We start from the raw sequence: 14,997 nt of genomic DNA, 5'->3' as shown, positions 1-14,997 counted from the left end.
GATGGTTCAGAGTAAACAGCCTTCCCTCAACATAATTGTCACCAATGTTCAGGTGTTGGAGTCCGGTTTGATCTCACGGACGTCTTGGACGCCTGCGGGTGGAACAATCGGAACGGCAACAGATAGTTTTTGGCATCTGACGGATAAGAATGGGGCGATTTACCCGAATCATTGTGAAATTCTGGTTGTTGACGGTGCTTTTTGCGTGCGTGATAACTGCGGTGAAACCTATGTGAACGGTTCATCGATGGCGTTGGGTCGCAACAAGTTAGCCCGATTGGAAAACAAAGATGAAATTCAAGTTGGTCCGTACACGCTCCGTGTCCATTTAGGTAACACCGGTGACGATGATATAGCTTCCAGCAATGTGTTGGAGCAGTTATTTGATGATGATCGTCATAGTCTTTTAGCGGACGATGACGGTGAAGCCGCGACTTTAAACCGTAGCGATGAAGTCGATCACAGTGTGACTGACCCACTAATGGCACTGGATGAACTCTCTCCGCAGAACAAAGATGACAGTTATGTGTTGATTGATGGTGATGACGATGAAGTTCGGCCAGAAGATGAAACCCAAGAACAACCTTTGCTTGCTGCTGAAGAATATTACCAGCGCCCGTTGCAGGAAACGCAGCAAGAGAACGGTGAATACGATATGACCGCGTCGATTAGTCTGAAGAAAATCTTCAGGTTCGGGGCATTAAAGTTGGGCAGAAAGCCCAAATCAGACGTACAGCAGGCAGCGCCTGTCAATACGCACGGTAACCACACCAATGCGACAGACAATCAATCTGTGCACAACCGATCTGTGAGTCATGGATCAGTCGATTATCAATCAGTGAACAACGAATCAGAGGGCTATGGGATGGATGAGAACGTACTCGATCTACTCGAAGAAGAAGTCGCAAAAAGCATGTCATCGACATCAGAACAGTCTGTTGAAACAAATCATCATGGAAAACATCTGCTGACCGGTCCGATGCTGGATGGTCTGGGTGTGGATCTGACCGATAGCCATGATATGGAAAAAATGCATTTCCTTTCCGAAGAACTGGGCTTGTCGTTGCAGGCATGTGTCAAAGGATTACTGGATCTGCACAAGCAGGTAAATCATGGTCGTTTCGACATGATGAACCGCAATCTTCAGCCAATTGAAGATAATCCGCTGCGACTGGGTTTGTCTTATGAAGAGACGATGAAAACCATGTACGACTCGCAAAAGAGTCTGGTTCATTTGTCGGCACCGGCCGCCATTACTGAAAGTTTGAAAAGCATTCAGGATCACAACGAAGCAGTTCAGTATGCGACGACAGAGGCACTGAGTCAGATACTGGCGGCGTTTTCACCACAGGTTCTCCTCCGTCGCTTTAACAATTATAAGCGTCCGAATGAGCAACGCAGTGATTCCGAGGACGCGTGGGCTTGGAATATGTATAGCAGCTACTACCAAGAACTGACGTCTAACCGTCAAAAAGGGTTTGAAAAGCTGTTTTGGGAAATTTTCGAACAGGCTTACGACAAGAAAATCCGTGAGAAGCAACTGGAGTTCTGATTGTGAAAAAGTTTGCTTGTGTTTTATTCGCTTTGCTAATGCTTACTGCGTGCAGCAGTAGTAGCAGTAGCACCCCGGCGGATGAATATAATCCGGCAGAAGCTCCGACAACAGTGACATTCAGTATGGTGACGGATGCTGGTGTAAACCCCAATATCTGGGGCGAAGCATCACCGGTTGAAGTACAGGTCTTTGAATTGGAAGATGATTCTATGTTCATGTCAGCTGACTATGACACGATCAAAGCCAACTATAAAAAAGCACTGCGCAGTAATTTCGTCAGAGATTACGACTACATGCTAATGCCCGGCCAGTTTAAGTTTGTCAATGCATTCAAAGTTGCTCCGGAAACGCATTATATCGGCGTGATGGCGCATTTTGCCGAACCGGAACTGAGTGAATGGAAGAAAGCGGTCAAAGTCCTGAATAAAGGCCGGGAGTATCACCTGCTGATGCTGTTCAAAGACTACGATGTTAAATTAGAAAAAGTGGAATAATCGAGATGTTTGCACGTAACCGTGTTATCTGGAACGAAGGATTGTTTATCAAACCTCAGCATTTCCAACAACAACAACGATATACAGAATACTATGTTGATGCACGGATGAATTCTGTCAGTGGCTATCTGTACGGCATCTCTGAGCTGGCATTAAATCCGGAATATCTGGCATTCGGCCGGATTGCAATTGAACGTTTATCGGGCGTCATGCCCGACGGTACAGTCTTTAACGTGCCGCAGGAAGATTCGCTCCCTGAACCGCTGGAAATCGAAGACGCTTCATTGGCCGGGCAATTGGTCTATCTGGCATTGCCACTGCGGACCGAATCGCTGCTCGAAGTCAGTTGGCCGGAAGAGCGGGGCACCGGGCGTTATGAAAGCCGCCGGATGGATGTCCGCGATGTTCAGAGTATGAAAGGCGACACCACCACAATCGATGTTTCTCCGGTTCGCATGCATCTGATGCTGGAAAAAGAAGATCGCAGTTCTTATGCATCATTTGCGATTGCCCGGATTCTGGAAAAACGCCCGGATGGCAGTCTGGTACTGGATCCTGAATTTATCCCGTGTCATCTCAATTCGTCTGTCAACGTGACGTTGCATCGGGTGGTGACTGAAATCGCCGGGTTGATGAATGAACGGGCGAAAAGCATTGCTGAACGGATCAGTTCTCCCGGTCAGGGCGCTGTGGCTGACGTGTCTGACTTTATGTTGTTACAGGCGCTGAACCGTTTGCAGCCGCTGATTGAGCATTTATCCAAGCTCCGGACACTTCATCCGGAACGGTTGTTTGAATGTCTGGCTTCGATTTGTGGTGAACTGGCAACGTTTACTGATGAAAGTCGTCTGCCGCCAACTATTCCGGTTTATAACCATGACATGCCGACGGACTGTTTTATGACGTTGATTCGTCATATGAGACAAAGTCTGAGTGTGGTGCTTGAACCGCGTGCCGTGTCTATCCAGCTGGATAAACGGAAATACGGCCTTATGGTGGCGCCAATCCATGACACCAACCTCATGGAAGATGCCGACTTTATTATTGCGGTCAAAGCGAGAATGCCACTGGACGAGTTGCGTCGTGTGTTTGTTCAGCAGACAAAAGTCGCTTCCGTCGAGAAGATCAGAGAGTTGATTTCTCTCCAGCTACCGGGTATCCCACTGACGCCGCTGCCTGTTGCGCCTCGTCAGCTCCCTTACCATGCGGGTTATACCTATTATCAGCTTGATAAATCCAGTGCAGCTTGGTCAATGATCAGACAAGCCAGCGGCTTCGCTTTCCATGTGGCAGCGGCATTTGAAGACCTTGACTTACAATTCTGGGCGATAAGGAGTTAATTGTGGTGCAGAATACGGGTGAACACATTGACAATTTACTGTTTGATAATGTGGAAAATATCAACCGGGACCAAGACTATTGGTTCCAGTTACGGGGTGATAATCCCAATGTCCTGATTGATGCAGCGACCCCGTTATTTGGTCTGTCACTCCGGGTCCGGAGCATGACCAGTTGTCCGAATATCGAACAGATCTATCATCAAACGGTTGAAGAGATCAAAGCGATTGAAATCGAACTGACCGAGAAAGGTTTTGATAATGCCGTATTGATGGCTTATCGATACATCTTGTGTACGTTTCTCGATGAAGCCGTGATGGGCACTGAATGGGGATCGTCCAGTATCTGGGCATCACATTCGATGCTTTCCCGTTTTCATAATGAAACCTGGGGTGGCGAAAAGGTCTACACCATTCTTGCGCGTCTCGAAGGTGAACCACAACGCTATAAGCTGCTGCTGGAGTTTATTTATCACTGTCTGATCCTTGGCTTCGAAGGCAAGTATCGCGTGATGGAAAATGGTCACAACGAGCGCGAAAGAGTGATCAGTCATTTATACGATATGCTGGCCGCGCTTGAAGAGAAAAAGATTCAACCGCTCAACCAAGCGAATCAACATATCGTCGATGCCAAGTACCGTCTGAATCGTCAACTACCGGTTTGGTCAGTTTTTCTTGGATTCTTCCTGCTGTGGAGCGGGATCTTTCTGGGTTACACATGGTTATTGCACGAGAAATCTGCTGACGTTGTGAACCAGTTAAGTCAACTTCTTAATTAATTTTTTAGGCTAGGTGATCGCTGTGATCCGAATTGAATTACCCACTCTTATTTCAAAGTTAAACCAACAAAGTAAGCTGGCGCTTGAGCAGGCAGCTTCTTTATGTATCGAACGCCAACATCCTGAAGTGACATTAGAGCACTATCTCGATGTTCTGCTGGAAAATCCACTTTCAGATATTCGAGTCATCCTCAAGCAGGCCAACATCGATTTTGAAAGTGTCAAACAGGCGATTGCCAGCTCGTACACCCGTGAACATGCACTGGACACCTATCCGGCATTTTCTCCTTTACTGGTTGAATTGCTTCAGGAAGCTTGGTTGTTGTCTACCACAGAGCTCGACCAGAATGAACTTCGTTCCGGTGCGATCTTTTTGGCTGCGTTAACTCGCGTAGACCGCTACTTGCCCGTGCGCTTGATTTCGCTATTAGAAAGCATCAACCGTGAAACACTGAAGAAAAACTTCACAGCGGTTGTGGCTGATTCTTCAGAAACGGCTGTCGAAAAAACAGCTGAGAAACGCGGTGCAAAATCACCGCTGACGGAAGCAACGACACCATTACAAAAATATTGCTCGAATATTAGTGAACAAGCGCGTCGTGGCGAGCTTGATCCCGTTTTATGCCGTGAAAATGAAATCAATCTGATGATTGATATTCTCTGTCGTCGCCGCAAGAACAACCCGATTGTAGTCGGTGATGCCGGGGTGGGTAAAAGTGCCATGATTGAAGGCCTTGCACTGCGTATCGAAGCGGGCAACGTGCCTGACCAACTGAAAAATGTTGATATCATGGCGCTCGATTTAGGTCTGCTTCAGGCGGGTGCATCGGTAAAAGGTGAATTCGAGAAACGTCTTAAAGGCGTGATTGATGCGATCAAATCGTCTCCGACACCAATTATTCTGTTTATCGACGAAGCGCATACCTTGATCGGTGCGGGTAATCAGGAAGGCGGCGCTGATGCGGCGAACTTGCTCAAACCTGCACTGGCGCGTGGTGAGTTGAGTACGGTCGCAGCGACGACCTGGAAAGAGTACAAAAAATATTTTGAAAAAGATCCGGCGCTGACCCGTCGTTTCCAGCTGGTTAAGCTGGAAGAGCCGAGTATCAACCAAGCCGTTGATATCCTGCGTGGTCTCAATAGTGTGTATGAGAAAGCACACCATGTGTTGATCACCGATGAAGCGTTGAAAGCAGCGGCAGAACTCTCGGCTCGCTATATTTCAGGCCGTCAGCTTCCGGATAAAGCGATTGATGTGTTAGATACCGCTTGTGCCCGTATTGCGATTCACCTGACTACGCCACCGAAGCGTCTCGCGCAATTGGAAACCAATTGCTACCAGCGTCAGCTCGAAATCGATATGTTGGAAAGAGCCCAGTTCCTCGGCAGTGAAAATGATGTTAAACGCCTCGATGAGCTGCGTGCTCAGGAAGATCAGGACGAGGCAGAAAAATTAACACTGCTTGAAAGCTGGGAAAGCCAGAAAGCGCTGGTTGAGTCAATTATTGAACTCCGTTCACAGCTGATCGCAATGTCTTTACAGCAAGCAGAAGAGGTTGCAGCTCAAGCGCTTGAAACCCAACCGGTTGAAGCGGCGTCATTTGACGTTTTAGATGAGTTGGTTGAAGGGCAGGACGTCGCCGAAGAGCAATCTCCACAAGAACTGATGGCAGCGCTGAAAAGCGAGCTGAAAGAGAAGTATGCTGAACTTGAAGCGATCCCTCATCGTGAGCGTCTGATTTACCCACAAGTGGATGCTGACCAGATCGCTGAAGTCATTGCAGACTGGACCGGGGTTCCTGTCGATCAGATGAACACCGATGAATTGCACAAAATTACCCATCTGACATCGATTTTAGGCGAAACCATCAAAGGTCAGGATACGGCTATTGAACGGGTTCACCGTCATCTGCTGACTGCCCGTGCTGACTTACGTCGCCCCGGTCGTCCGAAAGGTGCGTTCCTGTTGGTAGGGCCAAGTGGTGTCGGTAAAACAGAAACTGTTATTCAGCTGGCAGAACAACTGTATGGCGGACAACAATTTCTGACCACGATCAACATGTCTGAATATCAGGAGAAACATACCGTTTCACGTCTGATCGGCTCACCTCCGGGCTATGTCGGTTACGGTGAAGGTGGTGTTTTGACCGAAGCGATCCGCAAAATGCCTTATTCGGTCGTGCTGCTGGATGAAGTTGAAAAAGCCCATCCTGAAGTGTTGAATATTTTCTATCAGGCGTTTGATAAAGGTGAGCTGGCTGACGGTGAAGGCCGGGTGATCGATTGTAAGAACGTGGTGTTCTTCCTGACATCGAATCTCGGTTATCAGACCATCGTTGATTATGCTGATGAACCGAAAATCATTGCTGATCGGTTGTATCCTGAACTGGCTGACTTCTTTAAACCAGCATTGCTGGCCCGGATGGAAGTGATTCCTTACTTACCGCTGAAGAAAGAAGTCTTGGCTGAAATCGTTCAGGCGAAACTGACACGCTTGGAAAAACTGTTCCAAGAGCGTTATGCCGCAGAAGTTGAGATTGCCGACTCACTGATTGAGGAAATCCTGACGCGGGCGACCCGTTCTGAAAATGGCGCGCGGATGCTGGAAGCGATTATCGAAGGACAACTGTTACCACCGGTTTCGCTGGCATTGCTGAACAAACTTGCGCAGCGTGAACCGATTAATCGCGTCTATCTGGCTGCGGTTGATGGTGAATTCATCGGTGAGGTTGAATAACGATGAACCGCTGGTTAACTTACGCGACCGATCTCGTTGGTATCAGAAAGCCGCAACAACTTGCGACGCTTTTTATCGACACGGTTTCACGTGAGTTGAATCTTGATACTTGCTTATTGCTTGTACCCAGTGCCGATGGGCGGACATTAGTCCCCCATCGGTCCGATCTGGAGATGGTTTGGTCGGTGACTGATTTTGATTGTCCGTTCGCCCATGTTCTCCAGTCCTCAAAACCGATGGCCTTGTCATTAGAGAGTTTGGTTTTCTGGCAGTCTGATCGGGCCTTTGTTCAGTTGACTGAATCGGTCGGTATGTTTGATGTTGTCCGCATCGTGCCGCTGCCCCTCAATCAGGATGTTGTCAAGACACTGTTATTCCTGATTGGTGAGACGGAACATCTTCACCAGATATTTGCTGATGACGATTTTCGTCGTTATGTGGATGTATTCAGCCAACAGTGGGCTTTGTTGACCGATATCGAACGTGAAGAGCAGCATCAGCGTGATCTGCGCGAATCACTATTCGATGTTGAGCGTGCCCGTGAACAGCAACGTCTGACGGACTCATTGTCCCGGACACTGGTCGGACAAAGTACACCGATGGTCAAACTCAGAGAGCAGATTGTCAGTGCAGCCGGCTCTCAGTTATCGGTCATGATTCAGGGTGATACCGGGACAGGAAAAGAGCTGGTGGCTCAGGCGGTGCATGATCTGTCTGAACGGGCAAATCAGCCGTTTATCGCCATTAACTGCGCCGCGATTCCGGAAAACTTACTGGAGAGTGAGTTATTCGGCTATAGCAAAGGGGCTTTTTCCGGCGCTGAAGCCGATAAGCAAGGGCTGATCGCACAGGCCAATGGCGGCACCTTATTTCTCGATGAAATCGGTGATATGCCTTTGGTTCTGCAAGCCAAGCTGTTACGGGTACTTGAGACGCGGACATTTCGTCCGGTTGGCGGTAAAGAAGAGCTGACCTCCGATTTTCGGCTGGTTTCTGCAACGCACGTCAATCTATTGAGCCAAGTTCGCCAGAAAGCGTTTCGACAAGATCTCTATTACCGGCTGTTTCAATATCCGATTACGGTGCCGTGTCTGACTGAGCGAATCGATGACATCGCGATATTGAGTCAGCATTTTGTTCAGTTATTTAATGACTCGCACGGGACTCAGATTCGCGGGTTGAACTATAAAGCGATTGATTGCCTGAAGCAGCACAGTTTCAACGGTAATGTGCGTGAGCTGAAGCATTTAATCGAGTTTGGATGTGCACAAACACAAGACGGCCATGAAGTTCAGGTGAGTAGTTTTATTCATCGGATTCTGCCTCGTGAAGAGGTCAACCTGTTTCAGGTTGAAGAGCCGGAGTCGTGCACTGTGATTAAAGATCTCAAACAGGCGATCCAGGATTTTGAATCAAAAATCATCAGAGAACGTCTGCGATTGTTTTCCGGTGACCGTGCCAAAGCAGCAGAAAGCTTGGGGATTCCCAAACGGACACTGGCTTACAAATGCCAGAAACTGGAGATTAAAGCGCCATGAAATTAGGAATTTCTCGCTCAGTCATGAGCTTGGCGACACTGATGTTATTTCCCGCGGTTGCAGCCATTGCGGCAACCGATCCCCAAATGCCGAAACCGGAGACGTTATCCAAACCGGAGCAGTTGGTCGAACAGGCAAATCAGTGTCGCAGTGTCTCGGAGCGTCTGGAAAGATTACGTTGTTTTGATCGGGTGTTTGAAACGCCGCTGCATCTGACGCCAGTCAAAGAGCAGACGGTCGGGGCATCGGAGTCGTGGCTACATGCGATGGATTCATTGGCGAAACTTGGTGACGGCAAAATGATGCATCTGACCGAACAAGGGGATGATGCCTGGTTGATCCTATTGGCAGCAAATCCAGCATCACGGTTCGCGGATGATCAAAAGCCGGTGTTAATGATGAGCTGTATTCACCGGATCAGCCGGGTTGAACTGGCACTACCGAGCGAAATCCCTGATGCAAGAGCTAAAGTCACGATCCAGCGGGAAACACAATACTGGCGCAGTGATGATGCAGGACTGTTACTCTCCTCGGGACGCGGTATGCCAGCAATTAGTCTGATGAAAATTATGGCCGGGCAAGACAACACGGTGTTGCGTTCTAATTCAAAGGTGGTTGACGGTCTGACTTTCGATACCTCGGGTTTAAGCGAAGCACTCAAGCCGTTAAGAACACGTTGTGATTGGTAGCTGAAATTATGGAATTATCTGAATATCGCCCGTGCATTACCACACCGATTGAGGGAGAGAACCCTGTCGGTGAACGGTTGATCGACGATTCACTATTTGATTTTGTCGAAGATCAGATGATGAAAGTCGGTTCGCTGTCCCATGCCAGTGTGCAATGGGATGAAGTTGAGCACAGCGTTTTAAAACTACTTAAAGAAAAATCAAAAGATATCAAACTGTTGGTTTATCTCTTACAGTGTTTGCATCATCAAGTGACACCGGCGCGGTTTAATTTGTCTCTGTTTATCTGGGCTGATTTTATCTCCCTGTTCTGGGAAGAGAGTTATCCGGCACCGGGTCCGCGAGGCGCATTACCACGGCGTAAATTTTTTGGACAGATCATCCAGCGTTTTGGCATTGCCATCGACAAACAGGATTTCAACCGTTTTTCCGGCGAGTTAATGAGTGATCTGGAAAGTGCGTTGGAGAGTCTCAATCAGGCGGTGGAAACCAAAGGATTGGTAACGGAGGACTTTTCCGGACTCTTAAACACCATTCGTTCGAAAATGCGCTTGGCTGAAGAGCGCCAGCGTGCTGAACAGAAAGCACAGAAGCCGAAGTCACAACCGCAGCAGGACACCGCAACAACCAGCAGTCCTTTATCAGTTGACAGTTCCAGTGATAAAGCAGCCAGACAGACCTTGTTGAAAGTGTCTGAGTTTCTTGCTGAACAGGGGCAAGGCATCGGGCTGGCAATTCGTTTGCGTCGTCATGCGGTGTGGTCCGGCATTCTCTCTGAGCCTGACCATAATCCGGACGGAGAAACCATGCTGCGGCCGATGCAGCAAGATCGCATCAAAGACTACCAAGATCTGATGCGTAGCCCTGATTTGTCCTTATGGCGCAAGATCGAACAGAGTCTGACGATGGCGCCTTATTGGTTTGAGGGGCAGATGATGAGCTATCAAATTGCCCAATCTTTGGATAAGAAAGAGTGGTGTCGGGCTATCCGGGAAGAAACGACTTATTTTCTTGAGCGTTTACCCAAGTTAAAAGAGCTGAAGTTTAAAGGCGGGCAACCGTTTGTTTCAGAAGAAGTAAATGTATGGCTGGGAGAGCAGGAGCAGGCGACCACGCAGGCTTCGGTGATCGGAAGCTGGCAGGAAAAACGTAAGGAAGCATTTACTTTGGCAAAAGAAGCCGGAATTGCTGTCGCTCTTTCCATGATTAATGGCGGCCTTGAAAAGGCGGTCGAACCCCGGGATAAATTTTATTGGCGGATGATGTCTGCTGATTTGCTCAATGAACATGGTTTTTCAGCCATGGCCGAAGAGCAATATCAGACATTGTATCGTCAGGCGGGTTCAGCAAGTGTTTCAGAGTGGGAACCCTCACTCATGCAACGATTAGAGAAATATTCAACGTCAGAGTAAGCGAAGGATATCGTCCATGTTGAAAAAGATTTTCGGGCTGCTAAAAAAATTAATGCCAAGCATGGTAGCACTGGTGCCGGCATTACTGTTAGTTAGCTTTATTTTAATTAATATTGCCATTTGGTGGGCTGGTCCATGGCTCACAATTTATGACACAAAACCATTAGCGAGTATTACTGCGCGGCTTTTTGCCAGTCTGCTCGTCTTTTTGCTGGCGGCCGCTGTATGGGGTTTCTGGCAGTGGCGGAAACTACAGAATTACGAAGCTGAACAACAAAAAGAAGAAATTTTCCGTCAAGACCCGATTAAACTGATGGAAGAGCGACAAGAAGTTGAGCTCAATCAGGTGATTACCAATATGCGTAAGAGTCTGAAGAATAAGCGCGATTTTCTCTACTCTTCCCCTTGGTATCTGGTGCTCGGTCTGGAAAATGCCGGTAAAACCAGTCTGATTAACCGCTCCGGACAGAACTTTACCCTGTCTTCAGTGATGCGAGCTTCGGGTCAGCGCAGCGAAAATCAATATTCATTTGACTGGTGGATCGGTGACAAAGCGGTGGTGATTGACCCCGATGGTGAGCTGCTGACACAAGGTAATCGTGATGAAGACAATGACGGTGAAATGGAACGTCGTTTGTGGAAGCACTTTGTCGAATGGCTGGAGCGCACCCGTAGCCGTCGTCCGTTGAACGGGATTGTACTAGCGCTGGACGTGTCGCATCTGGCGACAGCTAAAGCCTCTGAACGAAAAGCCTATGCCAGTATTCTGCGTGCCCGCCTGCGCGAGTTGATGGAAACCATGTCAATTCAGTTACCGGTCTATATTGCACTGACCAAACTGGATCTGCTCTATGGCTTTGAACCTTTTTTCAGACACTATTCCAAAGCAGAACGAGAAGAAGCATTAGGATTTACTTTTCAACTCAATCCGAATGATGACCAAGATGCTTGGTTAGGAGAGTTCGAAAACGATTATCTACAGTTCATGTCAACCATTAATGACATGCTGCCAAAAGCGGTTTCCGTGCCGATGGAAGCAGAAGAACGCCATGGTGTTTACAGTTTCAGCCGTCAAATTTCCGGGCTGAAAGATATTCTGACGCAGTTCTTCCGCGAAACATTGGGCAATGACCAATATTCCTTGTCTGCTGTGGTTCGCGGGGCTTACTTTACCTCGGTGTATCAGCAAGGTGTGCCAACCAATGCGTTTGATGATGCGGCCTCGCGTCGCTATGGTTTAGACCATGCGATCAATCGTGCGCAAATCGCAAAAAATTCGACGGTCTATTTTACGTCGCAGTTATTTAGCAACATTATCTATGCCGAGTCAGGTCTGGCATCGGACAACCGCCGGGTTGCCAAGCGCAAACGGCGTCTGATGATGTTGTCGGGCGTTACCTGCGCCATCGCATCATTATTACTGTTTGGTGCGTGGCAACGTTATTATGCCGTCAACGTTGCCCATGCGGATGCGGTACTGACCAAAGTGAATGAGTTTAAAAATGAGTTGCCGAAAAATATCTATCAGGCATCGCAACGCGACATGCTCGACTCGCTCAATAAAATTCGGCAGGCCACACTGGAGTTTGGTTTCTTCCGTAATAAATCGAAATATTTTTCAGATATGGGTCTGTATCAAGGTCACACCATCGGGCCGATGGTTGAAAAGACCTACCTGAATCTGCTTGAAACCCGTTTTCTGCCGATCCTGCTCTCTGATGTGATCGTGAAAATGAATGAAGCCGACACCGAAGTTGAAAAACTGGATGCGCTGCGGGTTTATCGCATGATGACCGACAAAGAAGGGCGTTATAAAGACATCGTGCTGGATTACTTCGGTAAATACTGGCAGAAAGAGTTCCCGGCACGCCGTGCGGTTCAGGAAGAGCTGATGGGACACTTGGATTATGCGATGGATCATACTGACCTAACCACGGCGCGGAAGAATGGTGATCCGAACGCTGAGAAGATTATGGGAGCCTACGATCAGACCATCGCTAAAGTTCAGACTGCGCTCAATGCGATGCCGAACAAACAGCGTGTCTATCGTAACCTGAAATTGAATGCACCGACCGTGCTTGGTCCGTCACTGAACTTGCGTAATCTGGTGGGGCCGGTATTTGACCTCGTCTTTGATGAGCGGGTGATGAACGGCGACGGACTATATATTCCGCAAATGCTGACCAAACGTGGCTTTGAAGATTACTTCATTCCACAGGTCGAATCGGTTTCTAAACTGGCCTTGATCGATGGCTGGGTTCTGGGACAAAACCGTTCTGCGGAGTTCAGTGAAGCGGACAAACAAGATCTGCGGGATAAAATCCGGGGACTGTATGTGGCCGACTATACCAAGACTTGGCGTGCTGCACTGGCAGAAGTGGATATCAAATATTTCAAGGATATCAACGATGCGGTGACCGTACTGGATAATATCACCAGTAGTGTCGAGCCGATCCAGCGTCTGTTGAGAACGCTGGAAGCCAACACCAAAATGATTGCGGGCATTCCGGATGATTCTTCAGCGCAAAGTGAGCTGTTGAAGTCACCGAAATACCGGGTTGCTTCAATGATTGATACCCCGTTTGCCGATCTGAACGGCATGTTGGACGCAGTCGGTGACAAGCCTGCTTATATCACCGAAGTGATGGGCGCGATTGATGAGCTGAAGCTGTATCTGAAAGGGATTCAGGCCTCACCGGATATGGGAATGGCAGCGCTGAATGCGACCAAAGCGAGAATGAAGCTGGTGAACGGTGATCCGATTTATACCCTCAGACGGGTCGCATCGGGACTACCGGCACCACTGGATCGCATCCTGACCAAACTGGCCGATGAAAGCTGGTATGTGATCAAGCAAGAAGCGGTTAAGTATCTGGAAGTGCGCTGGCATGATGACGTTTATCGCGTCTTCCGTGAAAAACTGGCGGATCGCTATCCGTTCAATCCAAACTCAAACAAAGACGCATCGTTGACCGACTTTGAAGAGTTCTTTGCACCGAACGGTATCTTAGACAGCTTCTATCAGAATCAGCTGAAGATCTTCATTGATGAGAAAGTCGGCTTGTCTGATGCAGAAAGCGGTCAGAGTGTGGTGAAATCTGAAGTATTGGAGCAGATTGAACGGGCACGCCAAATTCAGGATGCATTCTTCAACCGTAAAGGTGTACTGGATGTGAGCTTCTCGATTGAGCCGATTCGCCTGACGGGCAACAAACGTCGCAGTGTACTGAATGTTGACGGACAGTTCTTGTCATACAGCCACGGTTCAAGAGAAAACGTCGAACTGATTTGGCCGAATACGCTGCGTGATTCTGCGATTTCTAAGATTACGCTGATCCCGACTAAGTCGAATCTGTCGCCACGGAGTATTATTATTCAGGGACCATGGGCATTCTTCCGCTTACTTGATGCGGGTGACGTACTGGCTGCAAGTACCACCTCGGTTGACTATAAGTTTACGGTTGATGGCGGTGACATGGTGTATCGCATTAACTCTGAAGCCGATGTAAATCCGTTTACCCAGCGTTTGTTTAAATCGTTCAAACTCTCAGGTAATCTATATTAATACTCAACAAATTGCGGAGTGCCTTCGGGCACTCACTGCATTGATTAGGGCAATTTAACGCCATGTCCCCACGACTATTGATTGAAAACACACCTTTCATACTGACAGCAGAACAAGAAGAACTCCACAATCACGCCCTGTATCAGGCGGTTAAAAAAGAGATCTATCGTGAGCGTTCTCCCTTTGCGGGCGGCACCGATTGGGAACTGGTCAAACAGAACAGTGAACAGTTGGCGCAGGTCACCGGGCTTGATCTGGCGATGAGTGTCTATTACAGCATTGCTTGTCTCAAGCTGGATGGATTGCGGGGATATACCAATGGGCTGGAGCTGATGTATGGCTGTCTGGTGAGCCTGAAAGAGGAGATCAAAGAGAGCGATAAGTATATCGAGCGTTTATTCCATTGGGCCAATGCACAAGCATTGATTGAACTGCAAAACCTCCGCGCCAGTTATGAAATGCTGCGTGAGCTTTACCGTTGTGAACAGTTGTGTGATCGCATCAGCTACTTACTCCAAGCGGAAAGACCGGGTGTGAAAGCTGATTTTGAGTCGATTGGTTATCTGATCTTTGAACAGATTGATCGACTGGAAACCTGTTATCAGGTGGCCTTAAAACGGCGTGAGTTCACCGAAAGCGGCCGTCCGGCGGCGGTGGTTAAGGTCACCCAACCGGGCACGCGCTGGTGGAAGCTGATGTTGATGTTTGTGTTGGGCGGTGCGATTGTCGGCAGTGGTGTGTACTGGTGGTTGTTGCAGACACTTGGCAGTTGAATGGCTTTTTAACGGTATAGGTTAGAATGATTGAAAGCCCCTGATGAAAGGGGCTTTTTTCGTTTTACAGTGTAAATAGTGGGAGATTTGTTGTATTGCTGTTGATTGTTGTAGCCTC

Annotated in this window: 10 protein-coding genes; all 10 read left to right on the top strand. The window is 48.3% G+C overall.

The window, feature by feature from the left end; translation table 11 throughout:
- Position 1 precedes the first annotated feature (1 nt).
- The 10 genes from tagH (at position 2) to AC55NX_RS07815 (ending at position 14,879) form a co-directional block, all read left to right on the top strand.
- Positions 2 to 1,552: a type VI secretion system-associated FHA domain protein TagH gene (gene tagH / locus AC55NX_RS07860; protein WP_496995216.1), complete on the top strand. Its 1,551-nt coding sequence runs from the start codon at positions 2 to 4 to the stop codon at positions 1,550 to 1,552.
- Positions 1,549 to 2,049: a type VI secretion system lipoprotein TssJ gene (gene tssJ, locus AC55NX_RS07855; RefSeq protein ID WP_443083482.1), complete on the top strand. Its 501-nt coding sequence runs from the start codon at positions 1,549 to 1,551 to the stop codon at positions 2,047 to 2,049. Before tagH ends, tssJ begins: the two co-directional genes overlap by 4 nt.
- Before the next feature lie 5 nt (positions 2,050 to 2,054).
- A complete protein-coding gene (gene tssK, locus AC55NX_RS07850) occupies positions 2,055 to 3,389 on the top strand; it encodes a type VI secretion system baseplate subunit TssK (protein ID WP_496995215.1) in 1,335 nt (444 codons plus the stop codon).
- A gap of 2 nt (positions 3,390 to 3,391) precedes the next feature.
- Positions 3,392 to 4,165, top strand: a complete 774-nt coding sequence (icmH, locus tag AC55NX_RS07845; RefSeq protein WP_072963217.1) for a type IVB secretion system protein IcmH/DotU — start codon at positions 3,392 to 3,394, stop codon at positions 4,163 to 4,165.
- A gap of 22 nt (positions 4,166 to 4,187) precedes the next feature.
- Positions 4,188 to 6,902, top strand: coding sequence for a type VI secretion system ATPase TssH (tssH, locus tag AC55NX_RS07840; RefSeq protein ID WP_496995214.1), 2,715 nt, complete (start codon positions 4,188 to 4,190; stop codon positions 6,900 to 6,902).
- A 2-nt stretch (positions 6,903 to 6,904) separates the two neighbouring features.
- Positions 6,905 to 8,440, top strand: coding sequence for a sigma-54 interaction domain-containing protein (locus AC55NX_RS07835; protein WP_496995213.1), 1,536 nt, complete (start codon positions 6,905 to 6,907; stop codon positions 8,438 to 8,440).
- The gene (vasI, locus tag AC55NX_RS07830) at positions 8,437 to 9,129 is read left to right on the top strand and encodes a type VI secretion system-associated protein VasI (protein WP_496995212.1); all 693 of its coding nucleotides are present in this window, start codon (positions 8,437 to 8,439) and stop codon (positions 9,127 to 9,129) included. Before AC55NX_RS07835 ends, vasI begins: the two co-directional genes overlap by 4 nt.
- Positions 9,130 to 9,137: 8 nt before the next feature.
- The gene (tssA, locus tag AC55NX_RS07825) at positions 9,138 to 10,541 is read left to right on the top strand and encodes a type VI secretion system protein TssA (protein ID WP_496995211.1); all 1,404 of its coding nucleotides are present in this window, start codon (positions 9,138 to 9,140) and stop codon (positions 10,539 to 10,541) included.
- A gap of 16 nt (positions 10,542 to 10,557) precedes the next feature.
- Positions 10,558 to 14,106, top strand: coding sequence for a type VI secretion system membrane subunit TssM (tssM, locus tag AC55NX_RS07820; protein ID WP_496995210.1), 3,549 nt, complete (start codon positions 10,558 to 10,560; stop codon positions 14,104 to 14,106).
- Between the two features lie 62 nt (positions 14,107 to 14,168).
- Positions 14,169 to 14,879, top strand: a complete 711-nt coding sequence (locus tag AC55NX_RS07815; RefSeq protein ID WP_496995209.1) for a type VI secretion system ImpA family N-terminal domain-containing protein — start codon at positions 14,169 to 14,171, stop codon at positions 14,877 to 14,879.
- Positions 14,880 to 14,997: the final 118 nt, after the last annotated feature.

Source organism: Vibrio rubrogenes, from assembly GCF_059641415.1.
This window is presented reverse-complemented; position numbering and strand designations above follow the sequence as displayed.

Excerpts from the sequence above, each read along its gene's own strand:
- tagH (WP_496995216.1), top strand. The coding sequence starts at position 2 with ATGGTTCAGAGTAAACAGCCTTCCCTCAACATAATTGTCACCAATGTT.
- tssK (WP_496995215.1), top strand. The coding sequence starts at position 2,055 with ATGTTTGCACGTAACCGTGTTATCTGGAACGAAGGATTGTTTATCAAA.
- AC55NX_RS07835 (WP_496995213.1), top strand. The coding sequence starts at position 6,905 with ATGAACCGCTGGTTAACTTACGCGACCGATCTCGTTGGTATCAGAAAG.
- vasI (WP_496995212.1), top strand. The coding sequence starts at position 8,437 with ATGAAATTAGGAATTTCTCGCTCAGTCATGAGCTTGGCGACACTGATG.
- tssA (WP_496995211.1), top strand. The coding sequence starts at position 9,138 with ATGGAATTATCTGAATATCGCCCGTGCATTACCACACCGATTGAGGGA.
- tssM (WP_496995210.1), top strand. The coding sequence starts at position 10,558 with ATGTTGAAAAAGATTTTCGGGCTGCTAAAAAAATTAATGCCAAGCATG.
- AC55NX_RS07815 (WP_496995209.1), top strand. The coding sequence starts at position 14,169 with ATGTCCCCACGACTATTGATTGAAAACACACCTTTCATACTGACAGCA.